We start from the raw sequence: 26,612 nt of genomic DNA on the forward strand, positions 1-26,612 counted from the left end.
GCCCCCGGCGTTGGAGAGCATGCCATGGACCGTCTATCCCTTGCCGTAGAACCGGCGCTGTTGGACTGTGTACCGTCTCGTTTTTCCAGTGAGCAACTGGCCCAGGCCCGGTCCCGGGCGGCCACCTCCGGCGAGCGGGTCCTCGAAGCCCTCGGGGTACTCTGCGAACTGGCCCCCATGCCTTTCATCGAGTGCCTTGGCGCCACCCTGCATTACCCGGTGCTCGACACCGACACCCTGTTTCAAGCCACCCCGGTGTTCGACCGGGTTACCCTGGCTCAATGCCTCAAGCGCGAATTCATCCTGCTGCGTCACGACGAAGCGGTCATCGGCGTCTTCGCCGACCCCTTCGACACCGCGCGCCTGGCCTGGATCGATGACTGCCTGCACGGCGCACCGCTGTACCTGGTGCATGCCGATGACCTGAAAGCCTACCTGGCACGTCACGAAGAAAGCTTCCATGCCGTGGAATCGCTCAACGCCCAGGCCGACGCCGGGGTCGAGACCGACAAGCTGCAAAGCCTGTCCCTGACCAGCATCAGCGAAGACGCCAGTGTCGTCGTCAAGTTGGTCAACTCGACCCTGTACGACGCCCTGAAAATGCACGCCAGCGACATTCACCTCGGCACCACCGGCAGCGGCCTGGTGATCAAATACCGCATCGATGGTGTGCTCAACAACATCAGCAAGATCCAGGGCAGCGAGTTCGCCGAGCAGGTGATTTCCCGGGTCAAGGTCATGGCCGAACTGGACATCGGCGAAAAGCGCGTGCCCCAGGACGGTCGTTTCAAAATCGGCATCAGTGGCCGTCAGATCGACTTTCGGGTGTCGATCATGCCGAGCATTTTTGGTGAAGACGCGGTGCTGCGGGTGCTGGACAAACAGGACCTGGCCGACAAGGTCAGCGGCGTGCAATTGCAAGCCCTGGGCTTCGAAGATGAAACCCTGCGCCAGCTGCGTCGCCTCGCTGCCGAACCCTACGGCATGGTGCTGGTGACCGGCCCGACCGGCAGCGGTAAAACCACCACCCTCTACGCCATGATCACCGAGATCAACCACGGCGTGGACAAGATCATCACCATCGAAGATCCGGTCGAGTATCAGTTGCCGGGCGTGCTGCAAATCCCGGTCAATGAGAAAAAAGGCCTGACCTTCGCTCGCGGTCTGCGCTCGATCCTGCGCCACGACCCGGACAAGATCATGGTCGGTGAAATCCGTGACCCCGACACCGCACAAATCGCCGTGCAGTCGGCGCTCACCGGGCACCTGGTGTTCACCACCATTCACGCCAACAACGTGTTCGACGTGATTGGCCGTTTTACCCAGATGGAAATCGACCCCTACAGCCTCGTCTCGGCGCTCAACGCAGTGCTGGCCCAGCGCTTGATCCGCCTGGTCTGCGCCAGCTGCAGCGCACCGCATCACCCGACCGATGACGAGCTGCACCTCTCCGGGCTCGACCCGCAACAGGTCAGCGATTTCCACTTTGTCCACGGCAAGGGTTGCGGCAACTGCCGTGGCACCGGGTACCGCGGACGCACGGCGATTGCCGAGCTGCTGCACCTGGACGACGAGCTGCGGCAGATGATTGTCGAGCGTCAACCGATTTCGAAAATCAAGGCCCACGCGTGCAAACGTGGCTTGCGCCTGCTGCGCGAGTCAGCTCTGGAACTGGTGCAGGAAGGGCGTACCACGCTCGAGGAGATCAATCGTGTCACTTTTGTCTCGTGATCGTTTTGTCGCCGTGCTCGGCGCCAGTGGTGTCGGTCTGGGCCAGCGCCGTGGCAACGAAACCCTGTGGCTGGGCAGCGTCGGTTTTATCGACGAAGGCTTCCACGCCTGGGCCGTCGCCCTGGAAACCCTCGACCGCCTGCTGGGCGAACATGCGCCGGCCGGTGCGCAGTTGAGCGTGGTGGTCTCCGGGCACTTCAGCCGTTTCTGCCTGGTGCCCTGGAGCGATCAAATCAGCAGCCCTGCCGAGCTGCAAGGGTTCGCCCAGCTGTGCTTTGAAGACCTGTTCGGCGTGCCGACGCAACCCTGGAACCTGGTGTTGTCGGCTGAACCGGCAGGCTACGACCGCATTGCCGCCGCATTGCCGCAGGACTTGCTGGAGCGTCTGCGCACGATGGCCAGCGGCCGTGGGTTGCGCCTGCGTTCCGTGCAACCGTACCTGATGGCGGCGTTCAATCACTTCGATAAAAGCCTGGATGCCGGCGACTTCCTCTTCGTGGTCGCCGAGCCGGTGCGCAGTGTGCTGCTGGTGGCGCGGGAAGGGCGCTGGACTTCGGTGCGTTCGGTGGGCAGCAGCGACAGCGACGCCGCACTGAGCGCGTTGATCGGTCGTGAAAGCCAGCTGCAAGCGTCCACCAGCGAACGTCCGCTGAACGTTTACCTGCACGCTCCGGCGCGCCTCGATTCACACCCCGACGTACCCGGTGTGCACTTGCGCACCCTTGAAGAGGACCGGACAGCCGTACGCGATAGCCTGTACGTCATGTCCCGGGCGGTGGCCTGACATGCGCGCCCTGATGCTCGACTTCCAGCCGCGTCGCCGCTCGGGCCCTTTGGGCTGGAGCCTGCTGGCCGGCGGTGTGGTACTGACCCTGGCCTGTGTCGTGGTTCAACAACACGTCAGCGCCCAGGCCGCGCAACAGCAAGGTCACCTGCAAACCACCCAGCGCGTGCTGACCGGCGACGCCGGCGGCAAAGTCGGCCTGACCCCGGCCGAAACCCGCGAACAGGCACAAAACCTGGCTGAAATGCGCAAGGTCTCCCAGCAACTGCGGCGGCCGTGGGAACGCCTGTTCGCCACCCTTGAAAGCCTGCCCCGGGACAACATTGCGCTGCTGACCCTGACGCCGGACGCCCGCAAAGGCCAGGTGCGCATCAGCGCCGAAGCGCGGGATCTGGACGCAATGCTCGACTTCCACCGCCGCCTCGAAGCCAGCGACGAGCTCTCCGATGTGTCGCTGCTCAGCCACGAAATCGTCGCCAACGTGCCGGAACACCCGGTGCAATTCAACCTGTCGGCTACCTGGGAGATTGGCGATGCAAATCCCTAAATTGATCGTTCACGAATACCTGCAAGGGCTGGGTGTGCCCGGTCTGGCGGGGCTGGCGCTGGTGCTGCTGGCAGTGGTGTATGGCTTGGCGGGCCTGATGCCGGACTGGCAGTCGTTGCAACAGCTCAGCCAGCAGACCCGCGAAGCCGGCGAATACCTGGCCAAGGTCGAAGAAGGCAGCATTGCCGCGCCGGTGCTGCCACAGCGTCAGCTCGACGACTTCCGCAGCAAGCTGCCGTCCCAGCCTCAGGCGACCGTCGCCATCGACAAGATCTACGCCTTGGCCGCCCAGGAACGCATCACCCTGGCGCGGGGTGAATATTCCCTGGGCATCGACCCCAAGACGCACCTGGCCCGCTATCAGATCCTGCTGCCGGTGCGCGGCAGCTACCCGCAACTGCGGCGTTTCCTGCACGCCTTGCTCGGCCAGTTGCCGGCCGTGGTGGTGGAAGACGTGGAGTTCCAGCGCAAGAAAATCGCCGACGCCGACCTGACCGGCCGGATCCGCATGACCCTTTACCTGTCGAGGTCATGATGAATACCAAACGCGCAGTGGGTTGGGTGGCGTTCTTCGCAGTGGCGGCAGCGCTGACCTGGGGGCCTGATTACTTCAAGCCGGCAGACGAGGGCGACGAGTCGGTCGCTGTCGTGGCCACCCCGGCCAAAACCACGGTTCGCGGCGCGTTGCCGGCGGCCGCATCAACCCCGGGTAAAGCATCGGAAATCAAGGACCTCAGCCCGGCAGGCGACCTGTTTGCCGCCCGCAGCTGGAAGGCGGCGCCGACCCTGGCCGTCGTCACCGAACAACCTGTCAACGTCACTCCGGTGGTGCAAGCCCCTAGCGCACCGGCCATGCCTTTCCAGTTCGTGGGAAGGCTGGATGACCGTTCGGACCTGCAAGTGTTTTTGCAGAACGGCGAAAAAATATACGTCGTGCGCAAAGGGGACGTGATCGACGAAACGTGGCGGATCGAAGGCATTTCCGACGTGGAACTGAGCTTCGTTTACCTGCCTTTGCATTTGTCTCAGACGCTGTCTGTGGGGAGCACGCAATGAACCGATCCCGTTTGCTGATAAGCCTTGTCTGCCTGTGTGCAGGGCTGGCTGCGTGCAGTTCCGCGCAAGTCGCCAAACAAGAGGCCTCCGACCTGATTGAGTCGGGACAATACGAAGCCGGTCTGGCCCGCATCGAGGAAGGCCTGCGTGAGAACCCACGCGACACCGAGCTGCACCTGGCCCTGAACAGCGGCCGTGCGCGCGCCGTGACGGCCTTGCTGACCCAGGCTGATATGGACCGCGTCCAGCGTGACTTTGCCTCGGCGCGCATGGGCTACGGCCGGGTGTTGACCATTGAGCCGAACAACCGTCGCGCCCAGGAGTCCCTGAGCCAGCTCGAACACATGCGCAGCCTGGACGAAAAGCTTGAACTGGCCCGTGGTGACCTGCGCCGTGGCGATATCTATGCAGCCGACCGCCAGGTTAAACAGATCCTCGAACTGGACCCGAAAAATGACGGCGCACTGGAGCTGCAAAGCAGCATCCGCCTGGTGCAGAGCCGCAACGTGGTGCAGTACCCACAGCTGCGTACGCGCCTTGATCGGCCCGTCACCCTGGAATTTCGTGATGCCAACCTGAAAACCATTTTCGAGGTGCTGTCCCAGGTGGCCGGGCTCAATTTCATCTTCGACAAGGACCTGCGCCCGGACATGAAAGCCACCATCTTCGTGCGTGACGTGCGCATCGAAGACGCCGTGGCGCTGCTGCTGCAACAGAACCAGTTGCACCAGAAAGTGGTGAACGAAAACACCCTGCTGATCTACCCGGATTCGCCGCAGAAGCTCAAGGATTATCAAGAGCTGGTGATGCGCACGTTCTACCTGACCAGCATCGACGCCAACACCGCGCTGAACATGATCAAGACCATGCTCAAGACCCGCGATGTGTTTGTCGATGAACGCCTCAACACCCTGACCATGCGCGACAGCGAAGACGCCATCCGCATGGCCGAGAAACTCCTGCAATCCCAGGATCAGTCCAACCCGGAAGTGGTGCTGGAAGTGGAAGTGATGGAAGTCGCTCGCCAACGCATTCTCGACCTCGGCCTGCAATGGCCCAACACCTTTGGCGTGCTCACCAGCGATGGTCAGCCGGTGTCGGTGCTTGATCAACTCAGAGGCATCAACTCCAGCCGTATCTCCATCTCGCCGTCGCCACAAGCCAAGATCAACGCCCAGGACAAGGACATCAACACCCTGGCCAGCCCGGTGATTCGGGTGAGCAACCGCGAGCAGGCGCGCATCCACATCGGTCAGCGCGTGCCCATCATCAGCGCCACCTCGGTGCCGTCGACGCAGGGCCCGGTGATCACCGAGAGCGTGACTTACCTGGACGTCGGTCTGAAGCTCGAAGTGCAGCCCATCGTGCACCTGAACAACGAAGTGGCGATCAAGATCGCCCTGGAAGTGAGTAACGCCACGCCGCTGGAACCGACCCGCCAGGGCACGATTCCGGTCCAGGTCGATACCCGCAACGCCCAGACCACCTTGCGCCTGCACGACGGCGAAACGCAGATTCTTGCCGGCCTGATGCGCAACGACCATGGCAGCAACGGCAACAAGATTCCGGGCCTGGGCGACATTCCGGGGCTGGGCCGCTTGTTCGGCAGCAATCGGGACGACGTCAGCAAATCGGAACTGGTGCTGTCGATCACCCCGCGGATCGTGCGCAACCTGCCGTACCAGAGTCCCTCGGACATGGAGTTCCCGACCGGCACTGAAACCAGCATGCACATTCAGGCACCGGACCGGTCGATGGACACGGCGATCCGCGCCGGAACCATGATCACGCCGGTCGCTTCCACCACCCCTCATGTCACTGTCGAGAAGCCTTGATCATGAACGCCTCGCAACGCGGTTTTACCCTGATCGAAGTCGTGGTGACGCTGGCCCTGATCGGCCTGTTGGCCGGCATGGCCGCGCCTCTGACCGAGACCGTGGTGCGCCGGGGTAAAGAGCAGGACCTGCGCACGGCGCTGTACCAGATACGCGATGCCATCGACGCCTACAAACGTGCGTTCGATGCCGGTTACATCGAGAAGTCGCTGAACAGCAGCGGCTACCCGCCGAACCTCAAAGTGCTGGTGGACGGCGTGCGTGATGTGCGCAGTGCCAAAGGCGCCAAGTTCTATTTTTTACGGCGCGTTCCCCACGACCCGCTGGCCACGGCCAAGCGTGACGACGAGGGCGGTTGGGGGCTGCGTTCCTATGACAGTTCGGCTGAAAACCCACGGGAAGGCGAGGACGTCTTTGACGTTTACTCCAAGGTCCGTGGCAAAGGACTCAACGGCGTCGCCTACCGGGAGTGGTGAGCTTATGCATCGGCAAAAAGGTTTTACCTTGCTGGAATTGATGGTGGTCATGGCAATCATCGCAACCCTGATGACCATTGCCTTGCCGCGCTATTTCAACAGCCTCGAGACATCGAAAGAGACCACCTTGCGCCAGAGCCTGTCGTCGATGCGCGAAGCCCTGGATCACTACTACGGCGACACCGGGCGCTACCCCGATTCCATCGATCAACTGGTGGAGCAGCGCTACCTGCGCAACCCGCCGATGGACCCGATTGCCGAACGCAAGGACACCTGGGTCATGGTCGCACCACCCGACGGAGTGGCGGGCGGCGTGGCGGATATCAAAAGCGGAGCCACAGGGAGGGCGCGTGATGGCAGCCTTTATTCCGAGTGGTAGGCCTTCGGGCGAAGACGGCTTCACCTACCTGGGTGTGCTGTTTCTGATCACGGTCATGGGCATGGGCCTGGCCAGTGCCGGCGAGCTGTGGTCGACCGCGTCGCGCCGGGACCGTGAAAAACAATTGCTGTGGGTCGGGACTCAATACGCCCAGGCATTGCGCAGCTATTACCGCAGTTCGCCAGGCCTGGCCCAGTACCCCAAAGAGCTTGAAGACCTGTTGCAAGACCAGCGTTTTCCGACGCCTAAACACCATATCCGCCAGCTGTACCCGGACCCGATCGGTGGCGGCGAATGGAACCTGCAACGGGGTTTTGACGGGCGCATCACCGGCATCAACAGCCCGTCTACGGAGAAGCCGCTCAAGCAGGTGGATTTCCCCAGTCAGTGGGCGGATTTCAACGGCATGGCGAGCTACAAGGACTGGCAGTTCGTGGCCGAGAAAGCCTTCCTCGAAGGCACCAACGGACCGGTCAAAGGCCAATCCGCGCAGCCTCAGGGGCTGCAGCCATGAACCGCTCATGGCTGGCCGCCTTGAGCCTGGTGCTGGTGATGCCTTTTGCCCAGGCCGGGGAAGAGGATGAAATGCTGGGCTTCATCGTCGACGACACGATTTCGCACATTGGCCACGAATTTTACTACTCGTTCAGTGAGCGCCTGCGCGCCACCAGCCCGATGGATTTCAACCTGGTGGTACGTGAACGACCCTCGGCACGCTGGGGCAGCCTGGTCACCGTGGAGTTTCAGCAGCGCCTGGTTTATCGGCGGTTCCTGCCGCCCAACACCGTGGACCTCAAGGACGACGCGTACAACGCCGCCGACTGGGTTCGCGGACAGATTGTCCAGCGCAAGCTGGAAGCCTTGTTGCAAGACACCACGGACCTTGAGAGGGACGAATTATGAAGACGAAGACGTTTTCGCAGCGCACCGCCATGTGGTTGCTCTGCCTTGGAAGTGGCGGCCTGGTCCAGGCGACCGAGTTGGTCTACACGCCGATCAACCCCTCGTTTGGCGGCAACCCGCTGAACGGCACCTGGCTGCTGAACAATGCCCAGGCGCAGAACGACTACGACGATCCCGACCTGAAAGATCGCACCTCGATCGCCGGGACTTCGGCCCTTGAACGCTTCAGCAGCCAGTTGCAATCGCGGCTGCTGGGGCAGTTGCTGGACAACATCTCCACTGGCAATACGGGGAGCCTGTCCACCGACGCATTTATCGTCAACGTTGTCGACGACTCTGGCGCACTGACTATCGAAGTGACCGACCGAGCGACCGGTGAAGTTTCGGAAATCCAGGTGAATGGCCTGGCTCCTTGAAGGAGCTGCGGGTCGATGGGGAGTGACGGACATGAAAAAAATAATCGTGCTAGGGATGCTGTTGGCGGCCTTACAGGGGTGCAGTCTGCGTGAGCCGATGTCGGCTGAGCAGGACACCGAAACCCCGACCCTGACCCCCAGGGCGTCGACGTATTACGACTTGCTGAACATGCCACGGCCCAAGGGTCGGTTGATGGCGGTGGTATATGGGTTCCGTGATCAGACCGGGCAGTACAAGCCGACGCCGGCCAGCTCGTTCTCGACCAGCGTGACCCAGGGTGCGGCGAGCATGCTGATGGATGCGATGCAGGCCAGTGGCTGGTTCGTGGTGCTGGAGCGTGAAGGGCTGCAGAACCTGCTGACCGAGCGCAAGATCATTCGCGCTTCACAGAAAAAACCGAATACACCGGTGAACATTCAGGCTGAACTGCCACCGCTGCAAGCGGCGAACATGATGCTGGAGGGCGGGATCATTGCTTACGACACCAACGTGCGCAGCGGCGGGGAAGGGGCGCGTTATCTGGGTATCGACATTTCCCGGGAGTATCGGGTGGATCAGGTGACGGTGAATTTGCGGGCGGTGGATGTGCGCAGTGGGCAGGTGCTGGCGAATGTGATGACCAGCAAGACCATTTACTCGGTGGCGCGCAGTGCCGGTGTGTTCAAGTTTATCGAGTTCAAGAAGTTGCTTGAGGCGGAGGTGGGTTACACCACGAACGAGCCGGCGCAGTTGTGTGTGTTGTCGGCGATCGAGGCGGCGGTTGGGCATTTGCTGGCGCAGGGGATTGAACGCAAGATGTGGCAGGTGGTGGGGGATAATTCGGTGCCGCCGCAGAATGAGACGCTGGATCGGTATTTGTCGCAGAACCGGGTAGCGCCGGAGGGTGAGGATGAGTGAGCCGAGGCGGCCTTCGGGTCGCCCTGTCTTTTGCGGATGTACCCCGATTCCTGTGGGAGCTGGCCTGCCAGCGATGGCGGCCTGACAGCCGACCATTTTTTTGCGGGTGTACATATCCGTTGCTGCGGTAACGGCCACTTAGGGTTTCGCCTGACGGCGACTCACTTTTTTTTCAAACGCCAAAAAAAGTAAGCAAAAAAAGGCTCGCCCCAAGCGTACAGCACCTCGCTCCGGGGCGGGTGGATCAAAAGCCAGATCAAGATCAAAAGCTTGCAGGCGAGCTAACGCTCGGCCTGTTGAGTGGTGAGAAGCGAAGCAGCTTGGCTCGTTTGCTCTTGAACTCCTGTAGGAACAAAGCTTGCTCGCGATGGCGGTCTGATTGTCGACCCGATCCATACGGATGTACTTAACCCACTGTGGGAGCTGGCTTGCCAGCGATGACGGTCTGACAGCCAACCTGATTTCCACGGATGTACCCGGTCAAACTGTGGGAGTGAGCCTGCTCGCGATGACGGCAGGACAGGCAATAAACATGTTCCTGCTGCCACGCGAACCCCTGTGGCGAGGGAGTTCACTCCCGCTGGACTGCGCAGCAGTCCCACTACCAGCCAACCGGGTTTGTCTGATACACCCGGAATACAGTTTTTGGGGCCGCTACGCAGCCCAGCGGGAGTGAACTCCCTCGCCACAGGGATCAGGAGAGTCAGACATAGTTGTAGGAGCAAATATCTATGATGTCAGACGGGGCTGTAGGACCAGGATTGAAACTACATCGTCTTGCGTCACTGCCTACAACTACGCCAGAATCCGCCGGCTTGTGCGCCTTGGCTCAGTTCTCTATCGTTTCCGGGTCGCTGCCAATTCAGCGATCGGGTTTAGCGATCCGGGTTTTACGTAGGCGCCACAACGCCCCAGTCTGAAGTGCAGCTTTTAGTGTCTGCGCTATTTGTCATGGCGGCTGTGCGTAGGAGACCTTCGTGTCTACCTGGGCTTCCTGTGTCCCGGATCGCTAACCTGCGTACAGCTGCCACCCTTACCTGTTCAGCGATAGGTCATGGTGGTTCAAGTTTTCATAGGAGACTTTCCATGCCAAAACCAACCCCCAAACCCCCCAAATCAAATAGCGAAAACACCACCCCCAACCCCGAATCCAGCCTCCACCTCAAAGCCGAAATCCTAAAAAAAACCACCCCCCATAACCCCAGCAAAATGTACGCAATCGTCGCGGACATGGACACCGAAAGCCTGCTGGCAAACGCCTGCGAATCCCTGGCATCGGCAAGCATCATGGCCAGCGATTTCGCCACCTTCCTGGAAGGTCCACAGCGCAGCATGTTGCTGGGTATCCAGCAGATCATCATGCTGGCCGACCTGGCCGTAAACCAGGCCCTGGACAACCTCGACCCCATAGCCTGAAGGCTCACCTCCCTGTGGTAGTGAACCCACCTGACTGCCGATGCAGTCCCTGAAATCACCCCAATCAACTGTAGGAGCTGTCGAGTGAAACGAGGCTGCGATCTTTTGATCTTTCAAAGCAGATCAAAAGATCGCAGCCTCGTTTCACTCGACAGCTCCTACAGGACCGTGTGAATCAAAAAAAACCGCGACTTCAGGGTCGCGGTTTTTTTACGCCCCTAAATCACTGCTGCAAAACAGTCGCCTGGTTAGCCGCCCCAAACTGCTGCACCGTCGCCATCTGATTCACCCCACTCTGATCCACATTGGCAATGCTCCCCGTCCCGCCCTGGGTCACATACGCCACGTTCATGCTGTCGGCCTGTTTAACCGTGATCTGGTTATCACTGCCATACAGCTACGAGGTATACGCCTGGTTTCCGGTGCCTGATTGGTCAAACTCGCCGTCGTGAATCACTCACAAAATTGCCTTTCTCCAATTTAGAGCCACCTCTGAAACCTAGCAGTTCTACTAGTTCCCGCCCGTGGCCATCCAGCAGATACTCAAACGCCCAGACCTTGAAAGCTCGGAGCGCCCCAATGTCTAATCAGCAACCCGCATTGCTCTGCCGCTATCGTTACGATCCGCTGGATCGTCTGATCAACCACACCCTGCCGGATACTCCCACGCTTCAGCGCTTTTATTGCAAAAACCGACTGGCTACCGAGATTCAGGGTGCCATGCAACATTCCATAGTCCAACACGGTGGCCAGCTATTGGCACAACAACAGCGTGAGGGTGATGTAGTTGATAACACGCTACTGGCAACCGATCAGCAGCGCTCGGTGCTGCATACGCTTGATAAAAACCATACGCCACAAACCATCGCCTACTCACCCTATGGTCATCGTCGTTTCGAAAGCGGCTTGAGCAGTTTGTTGGGCTTTACTGGCGAACGACCTGATCCAGTGACAAGGCATTATTTATTGGGTAACGGCTATCGGGCGTTTAATTCGGTGTTGATGCGATTTAATAGTCCAGATAGTTTAAGCCCGTTTGGAAAAGGCGGCTTGAATTCGTATGTGTACTGTATAGGCGATCCAGTGAACTTTGTGGATCCAACGGGGCACGTGATTACAATTCCCAAAATCCCCCGAATAACCCCTAATTCGTTTATCCCTAAAGTGAAAAATGTTCAGCCGATAAACTCGCTTGAAGGTCTCGATTACGATTCATTTTCGAAAATCTCTAAGTTTCTTGATCAATCGGATATGGATAATTTGGCAAAGACCTCGCATCAGTTAAATAAACACTCAGTGTTGGCTTCAGAATCGAATTTGAAGAGTCTTATAAGCCGGGCAAAGTCGGCTGGGGATAAAGTTCCTAGCACTAGGGGGAGGTTTAATTCTATTCGTGAAAGTGCGGAAGGAAAAATCGTTGAAGTGAGTTACGCAATACAAGGTATCGGCTCTTCTGCTTTTAAAAAATTGGATAATACAATCCAAGGGCCGAAAAGTCTGACACTACACCATGACAAAATCCGGAGAGGTCTTAAGTCTGGGATTCACAAGCGCGTCGCAATGAGTGAGGGAGATGGACGCGTTGTACGGGCATTGAACATCGAGCAAGCAGATGTATTGCTAAGTGCATTGGAAGGATCTGCGCTTTCTCTTAGGGAGACACCGTAATCATAAGTTCGCAGGTTGCTATCTGCCAGGCACCGAAATATTGATCGTACTATTTTGGGGAATGGCTTATAGCCGTTCCGCTCCTAAAGAACCGCAACATCAAAAAAAACCGCGACCCCAAGGCCGCGGTTTTTTTACGCCTGCCCAATCACTGCTGCAAAACAGTCGCCTGGTTAGCCGCCCCAAACTGCTGCACCGTCGCCATCTGGTTCACCCCACTCTGATCCACATTAGCCACGTTCCCCGTCCCGCCCTGGGTCACATACGCCACGTTCATGCTGTCGGCCTGTTTAACCGTGATCTGGTTGTCACTGCCATACATCTGATTGGTGAACGCCTGGTTACCGGTGCCGGACTGATCGAACTCGCTGCTGTTGCCCGAGCCATTGGAAGAGCCCTGAACAAGGTTGGTCGTACCGCGCTGGTCGGCGATGAGGATGTTGTCGCTGCCGTTCTGATCGAAGTACAGCTCGTTGTAGGAATCGGCCTGGCTGACCGTGGTTTTGTTGCCGGAACCGGACTGATGGGTGGTCATAATCTGGCCGACGCCGTCCTGGGTGAAGTTAGCCACGTTGCCGTTGCCGGACTGGGTGACGGTCGCGCGTTGGTTGGTGCCGAACTGGCCACCGGTTTGTGGGCCTTTCCAGTTGCTGGCGTAGACCTTGTTGTCGCTGCCCACCGAGGTGGCATTGAGCACGTGGCTGTCGCCGCTCTGGTAGGTGAAGTGCACGTTGCTGGTGCCCTGTTGGTACAGCGCCAGGGTCGAGCCGATGGATTCGAACTGGTCGGCGTAGATGGCGTTGAGGTCGCCGACTTGCAGGACCTGGGCAACGTTGTTCGAGCCGAAGCTCTGATCGACGATGGCTTCGTTGGCCCCGCCATATTGATTGACGAGGACCTGGCTGGCGGCCTGGCCGAACTGCCAGACTTCGCTGCCGTTCATGTCGCCGAACTGGTTGATGGTCACGGTGCCACCGACGCCGCTGCGCTGATCGCCATAGGCATAGTTGTTGGTGCCGGTCTGGTTGATCGCGATCTGGCCGCCCGAGTGACCTACCTGCTCGGCGGTGCCGTAGTTGGCGGTGCCGTATTGAGTGACCGTGGCGGTGTTGGCGTCCCCCAGTTCCATTTGTTCGATGTTGGCTTCGTTGCTGTCACCGAACTGGAAGGTGAACCCTGACGAGCCTTGCTGGCTGTCTTGGTACAGGAACGAGAAGTTGCCGCTGCCTTGCTGTTGTTGCACGGCCTGGTTGCCGGTCAGGCCGATGGACTGGCTGGCATGGGCGGTGTTGAGCGCACCGACTTGCTGCTGGACGATGGTGCTGCCGTCCTCGAACAGTTGCTCGGCGTAGCCGGCGTTGTAGTCGCCGGTCTGGTTCTGGTCGATAGTGCTGGTGGAAGTATCCTGCAGCGCCATCGCGTCGTTGCCCTGGCCGAACTGCTGCTGGGTGGCGGTGGCGAAGGGCGCCACGCTTTGTTTTACATTGGCGATGTTGGCATCACCGAATTGTCTCTGGGTCGAGACACTGTCGTCAGCCATGGCCTGGGCACTGACAATGACCAGGATGGCGGCGGTGAGGGGCGTCAGTTTGAACATGATGAAACCTCCAGGTAGTGCAGTGCTTTAGCGATATTGTTTGACCGAAACGCTCATGCCATTGCCGGACTGGGAAACGGCGCTGGAAAGCCCCGTGCCGGCCTGGTCGATGGAGGCGTCGTTGTTTTTGCCGTTTTGGGATATCTGCGCGCGGTTGTGGCTGCCGGTCTGGGTGATCTCGGCGTTGTTGCCCGAACCTTGCTGGTTGATCAATGCCATCAGGTCGTTGCCTTGCTGGAGGATGAAAGCCTCCTGATTACTTCCCGACTGGACGATGTTGCCGAGCAGCGACTGGCCGTTCTGGTTGACCAGTGCAACGTTGGCCTGTCCGTTCTGGTTGATCAGCGCTTGCTGCCCGATGGGCGGCGGCAATTCGCCGAGGTCGGCACCGGGTGCCAGGTCGTCGTTTTCCATCAAATCGTCGGCGCGCACACCCGCACTGCTGCAAAGCAGGAGCAGGCAGAGCAGGGCGGCGGTCGAAGTCTTCATGGCGTTGTCCTGTTTGAAGAGACCCGCCCCATCAACCCGTGGAGTTGATGGGGCGAGGGCTCAGTTCGCCGTTACGTTCACCGTGCGTACGGTGCCTTGGGACGAGGTGATGGTGGCGGTCGGGTTCGCCGACGGAATCACCGTTGTGCTGTTGCTCACCGTCAGCCTCCAGCGACCGGTCACCGGCACCGTGGTCGTGCCCAGGGTGACCGGGCCCGTCGGGGTGCTGACCTGCACGGTGATGGTGTTGCCAGTGATCACCGACGAGGTGCCGGTGAAGTCCCAGGTGAAGCGGTTATTGGAGCGTGCCGACACCGTGGCCGCAGTCACTGCGAAGTTTTCCGCAGCAGGCCGTGGCGAGACTTGCACGGTGACCGTCGCCGGGGCTGTCGACAGGGCGCCGAAGCTGTCCCGGGCGATGTAGGTGAAGGTCGTGGTGAAAGCCGTCGTCACAGTGGCCGGTGGGGTGTAGGTGAGCACCGTACCGTTGCTGCTGACGGTGCCGCGACCTGCCGCCGGTTGAGTGAAACTGTTCACCGCTAACGGCACGTTGCCTTCCGGATCGGTGTCGTTGGCCAGCACGCTGATCGGTACCGCCACGCCCAAGGTTGCAATGGCATCGTTGACGGCCACCGGTGCCTGGTTAGGCGCCACGGTAATGGTCACGGTCGCCGCAGCGGTCGAGGCCAGGCCTTTGATGTCTTGCGCCTTGTAGGTGAAGGTGGTGGTCAGCGGGGCGTTGACCACCGCAGGCGGGGTGTAGATCACCGCAGCCGCGCCGCTCAATGCCACAGTGCCTTGGCCCGCAGCCGGTTGGGTCAGCGCTGTGATGCTCAGCGGCGTGTTGCCGTCGGGATCACTGTCGTTGGTCAACAGGTTGAGGGTGATCGGCACGCCGAAGCTGGTGCTGCCGGTATCGGCGACGGCCAGCGGTGGCTGGTTTTCCCCGACGTTGGGGGCGCTGCCAACGACCACGACCGGCTCGGTGTCACTGCCGCCCGCAGCGGATTTCACCGTCACGGTAGCGGGTGGCTGGGACAGGTCGGCAATGGTGATTTTTTGCAGAGTGCCGGATTTCGACAGGCGTCCGTAGCCCTGGGCGACCATATCCGGCACCGCGACTTCGTCAGACGAGGTCGCTTCGATCAGCAGGCTGTGATTACTCCAGCTGTAGCGAGCGGTCTGGATTTTCACCACGTCGGTGAGCTTCTTCGACACCGCAGTCGGCCGGGTAGTCCCCGTCGGATTGGTGGCCGTGACCACCACCACCGACGGTACGTTGCCCGTGAGCTGCCGATGACCAAAGAACAGGCCGTTGTCGCCGGTCATGTTGACCAGGCACGGTGAAAGCGGCGGGCCGGGAACCAGGGCGACGGATTCGCGGAAGCACAGGTTCGCGCTGTTGCCCGATTTGCCAAAGACTTCCACCCGGGTGTTGCTGCCGGGGCCCGAAGACGCGCGATGGTAGGTGGCACGGTCTATTTCCACCGGCGTTTGCGCGCGGTCGTCGAGCACTTTGCCGGTCACGGTGAACAGGTTGGTCTGGATGGTCCCGGCCGGGCCCTGGATGCGTATGAAGTTGGTGTTGTTAGGACTGCCGGTCACCTGCTCGGTGAGGTTCGGATCGCCGACGAAAGTATCGACGGCCCCGGTGTCCGGGTTGACCTCGGTGTAGGGGCCATTGACGCTGCGCAGAAACGGCCCGATGTCGCCATTGAGCACGCCGCTGAAATTGCCCGGCGCACCGATGCCGATGTCGCGGGTCATGTTGATCGCGCGCCTGCCGGTGGTCGTGACGTTGATGGTTTCCACCCCGTACGGGTGAGTGATTGTATAGACGCCGGCGGTCGGCACCGTGACGCGGATGCGAATCCGCGCGAAGGAAACCTGGTCGCCATCGGCGGGGGTTTCAGCGCCAAATGCCGCCTCGACTGCGGCAACGTAGACTTCCAGTTCATACCCGCTGTTGCCGACTTGCGGGATCGCGGCTTCTGCGGTGAACCAGAACGCTTCGCCCGGCCAGTTGTCGGGGAAAACCATCGGCTGGGTGTCGTCATAGACGCCCGGTTCGGCCCCCAGCAGACACATATAGGACGGTGGATTGGTGGCCGGCACCCGCGAGCTTGTCGCCCGGGACTGGCACAGTTCCATCTTCAGTTGATTGCTGTCCTGATACCACATGGGGAATTTCCCCGTGGCAAAGGTATAAGGACCCGGGTCGACGGCGGCGAGTTGAGCGAACGCGCTGCCGGACAGCGATAGAGTCAGTCCCAGGGCGTTGAGCGCCAGGCGTGGCCAATTGTTCATGATGCCTCCTGATGAGGATCTGGGCATGTGGGCGTTCATTGCACGATGACCACTTCTTCGGTGTCGCTGCCGCCATTGGATGACGTCACACGAACCCGGGACGGTGGAATTGGCGAGATACCGGTGGCGAGGGTTTTAACCGCGCCTTCGCCACTAAGGGCGCCGATGGCGATTCCACTGCCCGAGGTTGCCGTGAGCACCGGCGGCGAGGTTTCATCGCTGGTGGAGGCCACAAGGGTCAGTTGCCCGGAACTCAGGCTGTACTCGGCGCGCTGGATCACCACCAGGTCGGTCAACGCCATGGACAAAGTGGTCGGCGTGCTGGTGGGAATTGCCACATGGTTGTCGGCAGTCACTTGCAGGAAGGTCGGCAAGGTCGGGTTCACCGACGATTGCGCGTACCAGTTGCCGGTGGTGTCGGCTTCGCTCAGGTTCAGCACGGGGGTGCTGCTGGTCAGAGTGACGGAGGCCGGTGGTGGCGGTGCCATCACGAAAACATCCTGCTGGGCCACCGGCGCACTTTCACCGGCCTTGCGCGAGTAGGTGCTGCGCTGGGTAATCAACGGGGTAGGGCGGGCCACGGTCGACAACTTGCCTGAGATGGAAAACAGCGTGGTGCGCAGGTCCAGGCCGTTGGGTCCTTCGATGCGTACGAAGTTGGTGTTGAAGGGGCTGCCGGTCACGGCTTCTTCGAGGTTCGGATCGCCAATGAATTGCTCGGCCGCACCGGTCAGGGGGTTAGTCTCGGTGTAGGGGCCGTTGACGCTGCGCAGGAACGGCCCGACATCGCCCCTGAGTGCGCCGTCGTAGGTTTTCGGCACACCGATGCCAATGTCCCGGGTCATGTTGATTGCGCGCCGCCCGGGGGTGTCGATGTTGAACACATCGACGCCATAGGGGTGCGTGATCACGTAGGTACCGGCCGTGGGCACGTCGACGCGAATGCGAACGCGGGCAAAGCTGACCTGGTCACCCTCGATCGGTTCTTCGGCGGCGAAGGCGGCTTCGATGGCCGTACCGAATGACAGGTCAACCCCCCGTGCCGCGTCGACGATGGCCGCGTCGGCGGTAAACCAGAACGCTTCGTCAGGAAAGTTGGTGGGGAAGACGATTGGCTGCGCGTCGTCGAACACGCCCGGCGTCGGCAGCAACGTGCACATGTAGGACGGAGCGCCGGGAGCACCGGGGGCTCGCGAGCTGACGGCCTTGGACAGGCACAGGTCCACGGTGCGTCCATGGGTGTCCTGATACCAGGCGGCAAAAGAGCCGTTGGCGGGTAGATAGGGGCCGGGATCGACCGCAAACAGCGCCGCCTGAGCGACACCTTGAGCTAGAGCACTGACGACCAGGACGGCCGCCGTTTTGGACAGTAAAGGGTGCATGAGTATTCCCTCTATCGGAGACCTGCCCCTGGGGGATGGGCCAGTTAAGAGGGGTTTTGGCAACTTCCATACCAACACACAAAAATCGCCCGCACAGGCCCGGCGTAAAGGCTTGCGCTGGCACACGGACGGCTTTTTGCGGAAAAACCCGACGGGCCCCTGCCCCCACAGTTGGGGGTAGATGGGGGCGGCGGGGAATGGGGAATAAGCAACACCCGGAATCGGGCAAACATCAGCGAGTGGGCTATAACCCTATAGGGGAAATCGTCGGGAACATCGTCAATGAATATGCCAACACAAACGCTCCAGTCCGAGCAGGGCGATGTCCGTTTGAGCACGCGAAAGCAGCCGTTCAATCTGCTGCGCTGGTTTTCGCTGATCAGCCTGGCGGTGATCGGCACGGTGGCAGTGGCGTTGGGGGCGGTTTCGACGCGGTTCGTGATTACCGAGAGCGTGCAGCGTGATGCGTTGCTGACCTCGCAGTTCATTCAGGCGATCGCGTCGGCCGAAGTACGTCACGTCTCGATCCCTCACGTACGAACCATGGGCGAGTTGCTCGACCCGCGCCAGGACAAGCATTTTCCCGACGTCGATCCGCTGGCACGCGCGGCGGCTCGCGGTGAGTTTCTGGACCACATCGAGCATTTGCCGGACGTGATCCTAGCCAACATTTATGCGCCTGACCGCACAGTGATCTGGTCGACCAACCCGGCATTGATGGGCACCACGATTCACGCCGATGAGGATCTGGAAGAAGCGTTCAAATCGAGGATTCCGGTGTCGGCCAGCTATCACGATGTCGACAAATCGCGCATGGAGCAGAAGTTCGTCACGCCACCGGAATACATCTTTATTGAAAACTACATTCCGCTGTTCGATGCCGACGGTGACAAGGTCACGGCGATGGTAGAGATCTACAAGGAACCCAAGGACCTGATCGATCGCATGGAGCGCGGACTGCTGCTGATCTGGCTGGCCACCGCGTTGGGCGGTGGCCTGATTTACCTGGGGCTGTACTGGATCGTGCGGCGTGCGGCGATTTTGCTGGCGGCGCAGCAGAAGCAATTGATCACCAACGAAACCTTTGTCGCCCTGGGTGAAATGTCTTCGGCGGTGGCCCACAGTTTGCGCAATCCGCTGGCGACCATCCGGTCCAGTGCTGAACTGGCCCTGGAGTTCGACGCTGGCGCAGCGCGCAAGAACATCAATGACATCATCGGTCAGGTGGACCGGATGTCGAAATGGGTGAGGGAGTTGCTGCAATCCTTGCGTCCGCTCAATGACGAAGCGGAGCCAGTGAACCTGGTTGCGGCGTTGCACGACAGCCTGATGGCGTTCGAGCACCAGATCGCCAAGGCCTCGATCCAGGTTGAGTTCGCGCCCGCGACGACCCCCATGGTGCTCAGCCAGCAGGTGCAGTTGTCCCAGATCCTCAACAGTGTGCTGTCCAACGCACTGGAAGCCATGGACAAGGGCGGCACGCTGAGTGTCCGGCTGGAGTCGACCGACGCTCAAGCGGTGAGCGTGGTGGTGAGCGACAACGGCAAGGGCATGACGGCGGAGCAACGCAAGATGGCGTTCCGTCCATTCTTCACCACCAAACAAGGCGGGCTGGGCGTTGGCCTGGTATTGGTCAAGCGGATCATGGAGCGGTTCGGTGGCTCCGTGAGGCTGGAAAGTCGCGAAGGCGAGGGCACCTGCGTTCGTCTGTCGTTCAAACTTACCCCCTGAAAACGGGTGTGAACCTTCCCCGGTAGCGGGTGTCATTCCCCAGTCGTTTTTTCAGTCATGGCACATTGATGTTGTTAAGCCATTGTTTTGTTAAGTATTAATACTTTTGTATAAATTTGTTACAAATATGGCGAGCTCTTTGCAAAACCACCAGCACCCCCTTCATGACTTCGAGGCGGCTGGTGATGGACATAAAAGCGCGGCACCCCTTCAAATGGTTCGGTCTGATGGCGCCTCTGAGCGTCGTCCTCACAGTCACCCTGGGCTCGGCGTCATTGCGCGCCAGCCCAATCGATGATGAACGACAGCCCGAACCCACGGATCCTTCGGCTTACTACGATGAACCCGAGGACAAGGCGGGCGCCTTGAACGCCATCCTGACCATGCCCGAGGCCAACGAAGATTCCTTCGACCTGCCCGATGGCGTCAAAGGCAGCCGAGCCACCACGCGCAAGGAAAACATCCTGCCGCCAGCGGTGCAGACCAGTTTCAACTACCCCACCAACGGCAAGCCGAGCCCATTGTTTGGCGCGCAGCCGTTCACGCAACAGCTGGTGCTGTTCGAAGAGTTCGGCCCGGAAAAACTCGACCCCACTACACCGGCGGCGCCGTTGCCATTTCCACCGGCGGCCATCGGTCCGGCGCCACAGCAAGACCCCACCAATGCGGCGCGCAGTGCGCCACCGAGCGCGGCACTTGATGCCTTCTTGCGCCAACCGGGGCTGACACCTTTCCCGAGCCAGTTCTCCAACGTGGTGGACCGCAACCCGTGGCAGGCGCAGATCGAATATTTCCTCAACCGGCACATCGGCTCGTCTGCCGAGGGCCGTCCACCAGGAAAGGGCTGGTCCCATCAGCGCTGGAACGAGTTTTACCCGCAATCGGCCTACAAGACCGTGCAGACTGGCGCGCGCGTCAATGGCGGCTTGCGTGACAGTCGTCAGATGCACGGCTATGCACTGGGTGAGTTCGGCCCTGGCGGCCTCTACCACAACGTCGCTGGCGTACCGGCAACCGATGGCACAGCCAAGGGCGTCGATGCGCGTTTCCATCCGAACATGCCGGTGCAGAATCACAATTCGGTGTGGACCTTCGACGGCACCCTGCCACCCAAATTGTTGATGGTGCGTTACGGACAGCCCGTGCTGATGCGCCACTACAACGGCCTGCCGATCGACCCGGCAGCGAACATGGGCTTTGGCCTGCACACCATCAGTACCCACGAACACAACGGTCACGCACCGGCGGAAAGCGACGGTTATGCCAACGCGTTTTTCTTCCCCGGCCAGTACTACGACTATCGCTGGCCGATCCAGTTGGCCGGTTATGACAGCATCAACACCGACGCCCACGATCCGCGTGCGGCGTTCCCTTGCGCGCCGGGCGAAACCCTGTGGACCAACGACCTCAGCCCGAGCCGCAAGACGTGCGAGAACGGCACGATCAAGATTCGTGGCGACTGGCGCGAAACCATGAGCACCCACTGGTTCCACGACCACATGCTCGATTTCACCGCGCAGAACGTCTACAAGGGCAACGCGGCAATGATGAATTACTACAGCGCCCTGGATCGCGGCAACGAGTCGGTCAACGACGGCGTCAACCTGCGTTTCCCCAGCGGCAGCGCCTTGCCATGGGGCAACCGCGACTATGACGTCAACCTGGTGTTCGCCGACAAGGCGTGGGATCAGAGCGGTCAACTGTGGTTCAACCCCTTCAACACCGACGGCTTCCTCGGTGACCAGATGCTGGTTAACTGGCAGTGGAAACCGACCCTTGATGTGCGTGCTCGCAGTTACCGGTTCCGCATCCTCAATGGCTCGGTGTCGCGCTACTTCAAGTTCGCCATCGTGCGCGAGATCAAGGGCTCCAGCGGTGAGTTCCAGGGGCCGAAGAACTCCGGGGTTTCCTACGCTCGCGTGCCGTTCCACATGATTGCCAACGACGGCAACATCATGGAGCACAGCGTGCCGTTCGACGGCACCATGGACCTGGACGCGGACGGCGATAAAAAGAATCACTTTGCGATTCTGCCGACCCAAGGCATCGCCGAACGCTTCGATATCATCGTCAACTTCGCGAAAAACGGTATCAAGCCAGGCGACAAGGTGTTCGTGGTCAACCTGCTGGCCCACGACGACGGCAAGGGGCCGAAAGAACCGATCGAGCTGGCGGATGTGCTCTCGGAAAAATACCTGGCGGTGATCAAGCAAAGCAGCAAAGGGCCGCAATGGGACAAGGGTGATCCGGGCGTGGGCAAGGTCATGCAGCTCAACGTCAAGGCCTACACCGGCCAGGACCTGGCCATGGACCCGGCGGCCTATGAACCGGCCAAACCGGGCAAGGCTGAAGGCATGGTTATGATCCCGCTGAAAATCCACCGCGACAACGCAGCCGATAAAGTGCTGCTGGCCCAGGCCCGTCACCGCACCTTCACTTACGGGCGCTCCGATGGCACCGATTCGGCGCCGTGGACCGTCAAGACCGACGGCGGTTTTGGCTTCCATATGGACCCACGTCGCTTGAACACGTCTATCCAGTTGGCCAGCGGTCCCACCGACGCCGGGGTGAATGGTTTCGGTACTCTGGAGGTGTGGAATATCAAAGCCGGCGGCAAGGGCTGGAGCCACCCGGTACACGTGCACTTCGAGGAAGGCATCATCCTCAGTCGTGGCGGCAAGGCGCCACCGGAATGGGAAAAATGGGCTCGCAAGGATGTGTACCGCATCGGCTCGGAAAGCGACGGCCTGGACAGCGTTGAATTCGCGATCAACTTCCGCGAATTCGCCGGGACGTACATGGAGCACTGTCACAACACCCAGCATGAAGACAACTCCATGCTGCTGCGCTGGGACATCGAGAAGCCGGGGCAATTCCAGTTGATGCCAACACCTCTGCCCAGCTGGGACGGCGTGCGCTATGTCAACTCGGCCGCGCTGCCTACCTTCCGTACCGGCGATGGCTTCGGGCCTCAAGTGACGGTGAAAAAATGAACCGCCGGGGAGCCGACAGGACATTGCACACGCCGCGCTCCCGCGCCCTGGGCATGCACCTTGTGCTGCTGCTGGTCACCTGCCTGCTGGGCAGTCAGGTGCTGGTGGCTCACGAGGTGGCATCACCGCCGACCGCGGCGGCGACACCCTGGGGCGGCGACTATTTCCCCAACACCCTGCTGACCGATCAGGACGGTCGGCAGGTGCGTTTTTTCGATGACCTGATCAAGGGCAAGGTGGTGGTGATCAATTTCATCTTCACCTCGTGCAGCGATTCCTGCCCGCTGGAAACCGCGCGCCTGCGTCAGGTGCAAACGTTGCTGGGTGACCGGGTCGGCAAGGACATCTTTTTCTACTCCATCAGCATCGATCCCTTGAGCGATACGCCTGAAGTGCTCAAGGCCTACGCACAGCGGTTCAAGGTCGGGCCGGGCTGGCAATTTCTCACCGGGGAATTCGCCGATGTCACCGAGCTGCGGCACAAGCTCGGTCTGTTCATCGAAGGCGTCGACAACGGCCGCAGCAAAGACCACAACCTGAGCCTGATCGTGGGTAACCAGGAAACCGGTCGCTGGATGAAGGCCTCACCCTTTGAGAATCCATGGATTCTGGCGGACCAACTGGCCAACACCTTGCAGAACTGGAAGCAACCCAGCATCGAAGAAAGCTACGCCGATGCGCCCGAGATCCGCCCGCCGAGTAACGGTGAAGAGCTGTTCCGGACCCGCTGCGCCTCGTGTCATAGCCTCGGCCCGCAAGACGGGCAGGGCATCGGCATGCGCAGCATCGGGCCGGACCTGATTGGTGTGACCCGTCAGCGCGATCCAGCCTGGCTGAATCGCTGGATTCGCGAGCCAGACCGCATGCTGGCGGAAAAGGACCCGATCGCCATAGAGCTGTTCGAACGCTTCGAAAAGATCCCGATGCCCAACCTGCGAATGGATGAAAAATCGGCGCAGTCCATCATCGATTTCTTGCAGGAAGAGACAGAGCGCCAGCAAACACTGGCCGCTCAAACACAATAGCGGCGAAATACTATCATTGGAGCGTCGGTGGCGATTAATGCCACCTACACTGATTGGAAATACCGCTGTAGAAGCAAAGCGGAATACGCCCATGCCGAGATCAGAACAACAAAAACTACCTGCGCCGGAACCGGCCGCAGCGCGTAAAGGCTGGCCCGTCCAGTTCAATCTGCTGCGCTGGTTTTCCGTCGGCAGTTTTTTGATCATCACGGGTGTGGCGTTGGGATTGGGTTTCATTTCCACGCGTTTCGTGGTCCAGGAGAGTATCGAACGTGACTCCATGCTGACTGCGCAATTCATCCAGGCCATTGGTGCGGCGGAAATCCGTCACGCGTCGATCAACCCCAACCGGACCATGGGCGAAATGCTCGACCCGCGAGATGACCATGCTTATCCCGACGTCGACCCCGAGACCCGGGCGAATGCGCGTATCGAGTTTCTCGACCACGTGGAGCGTCTGCCGGACATTCTGCTGGCCAACGTGTATGCCCTCGATCGCACGGTGGTGTGGTCGACCAACCCTCAGTTGATCGGTGTGCGTATCGAAGACGACGAAGAACTCGACGAATCCTTTGAAATGAAGGAGGCCGTCTCCACCAGTTACCACGAAGTCGATGACGAACGTCCTGAACAGCGACTGTTGCGCGAGCCCCAGTACCTGTTCATCGAAAACTACATTCCGATGTTCAATGCCGACAAAAGCAAAGTCATGGCCATGGTGGAAATCTACAAGGAACCGGTGGACCTGGTGGCGCGTATCCAGCGCGGCTTCAAGCTGATCTGGCTGGCGACCGCAGTGGGCGGCGCGGTGATCTATCTGGGGTTGTTCTGGATCGTGCGGCGGGCTGCCAGGTTGCTGCAGAGCCAGCAAACCCAATTGATCGCCAATGAAACCTTCGTCGCCTTGGGCGAGATGTCATCGGCGGTGGCTCACAGTTTGCGCAACCCGCTGGCAAACATCCGCTCCAGTGCCGAACTGGCCCAGGAAATTGCCAGCCAGAGTGCACAAAAAAACATTGGCGACATCATCAGTCAGGTTGATCGTATGTCCCGCTGGGTGCGCGAGCTGCTGGTGTCCTTGCGACCGGCCAATGATGACTCGGAAGCCGTCGACCTGATGCTCGCCCTCGACGATACGCTGAGCGCCTTTGACCCGCTGATCAAGCGTTCTAATGTCGAAGTGCGCTTCACGCCGCTGGCGGTCGAACCGATCGTCAGCCAGCGCGTGCTGCTCACGCAAATTCTCAATAGCCTGTTTGCCAATGCCCTGGAAGCCATGCCCAAGGGGGGCGTGTTGACCATCGAATTCGATGCATCCCAGGCCGGGTACCTGAGCATGACATTGAGCGATACCGGCAAAGGCATGACCGCGCAGCAGCAACAAATGGTCTTCAAGCCGTTCTTCACCACCAAACAAGGGGGGTTGGGGGTGGGCCTGGCGTTGGTCAAAAGAATAATGGAGCGTTTCGAAGGCTCGGTCGAACTGACCAGTCGAGAGCAGGAAGGAACTCGCGTCTGTCTCAACTTTAAAGTAGCAACGGGAGGGGAATATGGATCACAGCATACTGCTGGTCGAGGATGACGAACTTCTCGCCGAGAATATTCAGACCTACCTGGAGCGCAAGGACTTCGAGGTGACGGTCTGCCACTCGGCGGAAGATGCACTGGAGCAACTGCGCACGTTCACGCCGGACGTGGTGCTGACCGACAACTCCTTGCCGGGCATGAGCGGTCACGACCTGATCCAGAAGCTGCGCGTCAGCGCGCCGGACCTGAAAGTGATCATGATGACCGGCTACGGCAACGTCGAAGACGCCGTGGTGGCGATGAAAGAAGGGGCGTTCCATTACGTCACCAAACCGGTGGCCCTGCCGGAGCTCAAGTTGCTGCTGGACAAGGCCCTGGCGACTGACCGCATGGAACGTACGCTGTCGTTTTATCAAGAACGCGAAGCGCAGAAGTCCGGCGTGCAGGCCTTGATCGGCGATTCGGCACCCATGCAATACCTCAAAGGCACCATCGCGCAATTGCTCGACGCCGAGCGGCGCATGGCCAATACCGACCTGCCGCCCGTGTTGGTGGAAGGCGAGACCGGCACCGGTAAAGAACTGGTGGCGCGGGCACTGCATTTCGACGGGCCGCGCAGCAAAGGGCCGTTCATTGAGTTCAACTGCGCGTCGATTCCGTCCAACCTCGTGGAGTCCGAACTGTTCGGCCATGAGAAGGGCGCGTTCACCGACGCCAAGGACCGTCGCGTCGGGCTGGTGGAAGCCGCCGATGGCGGGACCTTGTTTCTCGATGAAGTGGGCGAGATGGACCTGCTGCTGCAGGCCAAGCTGCTCAAGCTGCTGGAAGACCGGACCATCCGCCGGGTTGGTTCGGTCAAGGAGCGCAAGGTCGACCTGCGGGTGATCAGCGCCACCAATTGCAACCTTGAACAGATGGTCCAGCAGGGCAAGTTTCGTCGCGACCTGTTTTTTCGGCTGCGGATCATCTCGATCAAGGTGCCGCGTCTGTATGCCCGTGGCGAAGACATCCTGTTGCTGGCCCGGCACTTCCTGGCCGCCCACGGTAAACGCTATGGCAAACCGAACCTGCATTTCAGCGACCATGCCGAAGAGCTGCTGCTGAGCTACAGCTGGCCGGGTAACGTGCGCGAATTGCGCAACATGCTCGAGCAGACCGTGCTGCTGGCCCAGAGCGACACCATTGCCGCGCATCAACTGAACGTGTGCCTGAGCCTGGTGGACGAGCCGCCCGTGTTGCAGGAGCCGCAACACTTCGAGCCGCGTCCGGCCTACAACGGCACCGAGTCAATGAACCTGCCGGAAGTGGAGCGCGACATGGTGCGCAAGATGCTCGACAAGACCGACTGGAACGTGACCAAGTCCGCACGCCTCCTGGGCCTGAGCCGTGACATGCTGCGCTACCGGATCGAAAAACTTGGCCTCTCGCGCCCGGACAAGCGCCAATGGTAGT

Annotated in this window: 23 protein-coding genes and 1 pseudogene; 19 read left to right on the forward strand and 5 right to left on the reverse strand. The window is 60.2% G+C overall.

The features are described from left to right. Nucleotides 1-24 precede the first annotated feature (24 nt). The 13 genes from ACA063_RS10970 (at nt 25) to ACA063_RS11030 (ending at nt 10,441) form a co-directional block, all read left to right on the forward strand. On the forward strand, nt 25-1,731 hold the full coding sequence (locus tag ACA063_RS10970) for a GspE/PulE family protein (RefSeq protein ID WP_497665858.1): 1,707 nt from the start codon (nt 25-27) through the stop codon (nt 1,729-1,731). Next, nucleotides 1,712-2,515, forward strand: a complete 804-nt coding sequence (locus ACA063_RS10975) for a hypothetical protein (protein WP_194693511.1) — start codon at nt 1,712-1,714, stop codon at nt 2,513-2,515. Before ACA063_RS10970 ends, ACA063_RS10975 begins: the two co-directional genes overlap by 20 nt. Nucleotide 2,516: 1 nt before the next feature. Then, entirely contained in the window at nt 2,517-3,062 is a 546-nt protein-coding gene (locus ACA063_RS10980) for a PilN domain-containing protein (protein ID WP_497665859.1), read from the forward strand. Continuing rightward, nucleotides 3,049-3,597 (forward strand): GspMb/PilO family protein, encoded by a 549-nt coding sequence (locus ACA063_RS10985; protein WP_497665860.1) that lies wholly within the window; start codon nt 3,049-3,051, stop codon nt 3,595-3,597. The genes ACA063_RS10980 and ACA063_RS10985 overlap by 14 nt, the downstream gene beginning before the upstream one ends. Next, nucleotides 3,597-4,118, forward strand: a complete 522-nt coding sequence (locus ACA063_RS10990) for a hypothetical protein (RefSeq protein WP_497665861.1) — start codon at nt 3,597-3,599, stop codon at nt 4,116-4,118. The genes ACA063_RS10985 and ACA063_RS10990 overlap by 1 nt, the downstream gene beginning before the upstream one ends. Then, the gene (locus ACA063_RS10995; RefSeq protein ID WP_497665862.1) at nt 4,115-5,953 is read left to right on the forward strand and encodes a type II secretion system protein GspD; all 1,839 of its coding nucleotides are present in this window, start codon (nt 4,115-4,117) and stop codon (nt 5,951-5,953) included. The genes ACA063_RS10990 and ACA063_RS10995 overlap by 4 nt, the downstream gene beginning before the upstream one ends. Before the next feature lie 2 nt (nt 5,954-5,955). Next, a complete protein-coding gene (locus tag ACA063_RS11000; RefSeq protein WP_497665863.1) occupies nt 5,956-6,429 on the forward strand; it encodes a type II secretion system protein in 474 nt (157 codons plus the stop codon). A gap of 4 nt (nt 6,430-6,433) precedes the next feature. Further along, nucleotides 6,434-6,808 carry a type II secretion system protein gene (locus ACA063_RS11005; RefSeq protein WP_162440974.1) on the forward strand — a complete coding sequence of 125 codons (375 nt, stop codon included), beginning with the start codon at nt 6,434-6,436 and terminating at the stop codon, nt 6,806-6,808. Beyond that, the gene (locus tag ACA063_RS11010; protein WP_497665864.1) at nt 6,783-7,322 is read left to right on the forward strand and encodes a type II secretion system protein; all 540 of its coding nucleotides are present in this window, start codon (nt 6,783-6,785) and stop codon (nt 7,320-7,322) included. Before ACA063_RS11005 ends, ACA063_RS11010 begins: the two co-directional genes overlap by 26 nt. Beyond that, the gene (csgE, locus tag ACA063_RS11015) at nt 7,319-7,711 is read left to right on the forward strand and encodes a curli production assembly/transport protein CsgE (protein WP_497665865.1); all 393 of its coding nucleotides are present in this window, start codon (nt 7,319-7,321) and stop codon (nt 7,709-7,711) included. Before ACA063_RS11010 ends, csgE begins: the two co-directional genes overlap by 4 nt. Beyond that, entirely contained in the window at nt 7,708-8,127 is a 420-nt protein-coding gene (locus ACA063_RS11020) for a curli assembly protein CsgF (protein WP_497665866.1), read from the forward strand. Before csgE ends, ACA063_RS11020 begins: the two co-directional genes overlap by 4 nt. 31 nt (nt 8,128-8,158) lie before the next feature. Continuing rightward, nucleotides 8,159-9,025, forward strand: coding sequence for a CsgG/HfaB family protein (locus ACA063_RS11025; RefSeq protein WP_162440970.1), 867 nt, complete (start codon nt 8,159-8,161; stop codon nt 9,023-9,025). Between the two features lie 1,086 nt (nt 9,026-10,111). Continuing rightward, the gene (locus ACA063_RS11030; RefSeq protein WP_497665867.1) at nt 10,112-10,441 is read left to right on the forward strand and encodes a DUF6124 family protein; all 330 of its coding nucleotides are present in this window, start codon (nt 10,112-10,114) and stop codon (nt 10,439-10,441) included. A 223-nt stretch (nt 10,442-10,664) separates the two neighbouring features. Here the strand turns inward: ACA063_RS11030 and ACA063_RS11035 are convergent. Then, nucleotides 10,665-10,883, reverse strand: a pseudogene (locus tag ACA063_RS11035) (curlin); the annotation flags it as partial. 137 nt (nt 10,884-11,020) lie between these two features. On the opposite strand from ACA063_RS11035, the gene ACA063_RS11040 reads away from it, so the two are divergent. Continuing rightward, a complete protein-coding gene (locus tag ACA063_RS11040; RefSeq protein ID WP_497665868.1) occupies nt 11,021-12,109 on the forward strand; it encodes an RHS repeat-associated core domain-containing protein in 1,089 nt (362 codons plus the stop codon). A 148-nt stretch (nt 12,110-12,257) separates the two neighbouring features. Here ACA063_RS11040 and ACA063_RS11045 read toward each other — a convergent pair whose 3' ends face one another. The 4 genes from ACA063_RS11045 to ACA063_RS11060 are packed head-to-tail and all read right to left on the reverse strand — an operon-like array spanning nt 12,258 to nt 17,884. After that, the gene (locus tag ACA063_RS11045) at nt 12,258-13,706 is read right to left on the reverse strand and encodes a curlin (RefSeq protein ID WP_497665869.1); all 1,449 of its coding nucleotides are present in this window, start codon (nt 13,704-13,706) and stop codon (nt 12,258-12,260) included. Nucleotides 13,707-13,733: 27 nt separating this feature from the next. Further along, nucleotides 13,734-14,195 carry a curlin gene (locus ACA063_RS11050; RefSeq protein ID WP_497665870.1) on the reverse strand — a complete coding sequence of 154 codons (462 nt, stop codon included), beginning with the start codon at nt 14,193-14,195 and terminating at the stop codon, nt 13,734-13,736. Between the two features lie 60 nt (nt 14,196-14,255). Continuing rightward, the gene (locus ACA063_RS11055) at nt 14,256-16,502 is read right to left on the reverse strand and encodes an Ig-like domain-containing protein (RefSeq protein ID WP_497665871.1); all 2,247 of its coding nucleotides are present in this window, start codon (nt 16,500-16,502) and stop codon (nt 14,256-14,258) included. Between the two features lie 35 nt (nt 16,503-16,537). Continuing rightward, nucleotides 16,538-17,884: a hypothetical protein gene (locus tag ACA063_RS11060; RefSeq protein WP_497665872.1), complete on the reverse strand. Its 1,347-nt coding sequence runs from the start codon at nt 17,882-17,884 to the stop codon at nt 16,538-16,540. 282 nt (nt 17,885-18,166) lie between these two features. On the opposite strand from ACA063_RS11060, the gene ACA063_RS11065 reads away from it, so the two are divergent. From ACA063_RS11065 to ACA063_RS11085, 5 genes are all read left to right on the forward strand, one after another. Continuing rightward, nucleotides 18,167-19,615: a sensor histidine kinase gene (locus ACA063_RS11065; RefSeq protein ID WP_497665873.1), complete on the forward strand. Its 1,449-nt coding sequence runs from the start codon at nt 18,167-18,169 to the stop codon at nt 19,613-19,615. Nucleotides 19,616-19,800: 185 nt separating this feature from the next. Beyond that, nucleotides 19,801-22,608 (forward strand): multicopper oxidase domain-containing protein, encoded by a 2,808-nt coding sequence (locus ACA063_RS11070; protein ID WP_497665874.1) that lies wholly within the window; start codon nt 19,801-19,803, stop codon nt 22,606-22,608. Further along, on the forward strand, nt 22,605-23,633 hold the full coding sequence (locus ACA063_RS11075) for an SCO family protein (RefSeq protein ID WP_497665875.1): 1,029 nt from the start codon (nt 22,605-22,607) through the stop codon (nt 23,631-23,633). The genes ACA063_RS11070 and ACA063_RS11075 overlap by 4 nt, the downstream gene beginning before the upstream one ends. A 91-nt stretch (nt 23,634-23,724) precedes the next feature. Further along, entirely contained in the window at nt 23,725-25,215 is a 1,491-nt protein-coding gene (locus ACA063_RS11080; protein WP_497665876.1) for a sensor histidine kinase, read from the forward strand. Further along, nucleotides 25,184-26,611 carry a sigma-54-dependent transcriptional regulator gene (locus tag ACA063_RS11085; protein WP_497665877.1) on the forward strand — a complete coding sequence of 476 codons (1,428 nt, stop codon included), beginning with the start codon at nt 25,184-25,186 and terminating at the stop codon, nt 26,609-26,611. Before ACA063_RS11080 ends, ACA063_RS11085 begins: the two co-directional genes overlap by 32 nt. Nucleotide 26,612: the final 1 nt, after the last annotated feature.

This window comes from Pseudomonas sp. LBUM1643 (assembly GCF_059716215.1).